Consider the following 745-nt stretch of genomic DNA (forward strand, 5'->3'; position numbering starts at 1 on the left):
GGGCCGGCCGTGGGGAAGGCCGTCGGCGGGGATGCCGGTCCAGTTGATGCCCTCGATGACGATGAGCAGGTTCGGGTTGGCTTCGGCGAGGATCCGGTCGGCGGCTTCCTGGGAGGCGGCCTGCCAGTCGTGGGCGTCGCCCAGGCCCCAGTTGGGGTCGTCCCAGGTGTCGCGGCGGACCTCGTTGTAGAGGTCGGCGCCGACCACGCGCGGGTTGTCGCGGTAGCGGCGGGCGAGGAAGACCCAGTCGTCGGCCCACGCGGTGGTGGAACGGGTGCTGTTCCAGCGTTCGTTGCCGTCGAGGCCGCAGCACCAGCGGGTGGTGCCGGTGTGGTTGTTCAGGATGACGGCGAACCCGGCGTCGGTGAGGGCGCTCACGACGGCGTCGTAGACCTGGAGCGGGGTGCGGCCGCGCAGGGCGGGGTTGGCGGCGACGGCCGCGTCCGGTACGGGGGTGCCCGTGTGGAGCATCTCGTTGGAGAACGGCAGCCGGACGCTGTTGAGGCCGAGGGCGCGGAAGTCGGCGAGCAGGGTGGGCAGGGCGACCCGGTCCAGGCCCAGCGGGATGCCGTGGGAGTCCTGGCCGGCGTGGTGGGTGGCGGGGTCGTTGCGGTCGCCGGAGCCGTTCCAGGAGCCCTGGGCGCCGTCCCAGTTGCCGGAGCGCAGGCGGAAGCGGTTGCCCTGGGCGTCGACGACGTAGCGGCCGCGGGTGGAGAGCGGCGGTGTCCAGGGCGCGTCCGCCGGG

Annotated in this window: 1 protein-coding gene; it reads right to left on the minus strand. The window is 73.8% G+C overall.

What is annotated here, in order from left to right:
* Window positions 1-745 (minus strand): glycoside hydrolase family 5 protein (locus ACFV0Q_RS28045; protein WP_385009142.1); only part of this gene is annotated, 745 nt, incomplete at both ends.

It is taken from the genome of Streptomyces sp. NPDC059564 (genome assembly GCF_042735575.1).
GTDB lineage: Bacteria > Actinomycetota > Actinomycetes > Streptomycetales > Streptomycetaceae > Streptomyces.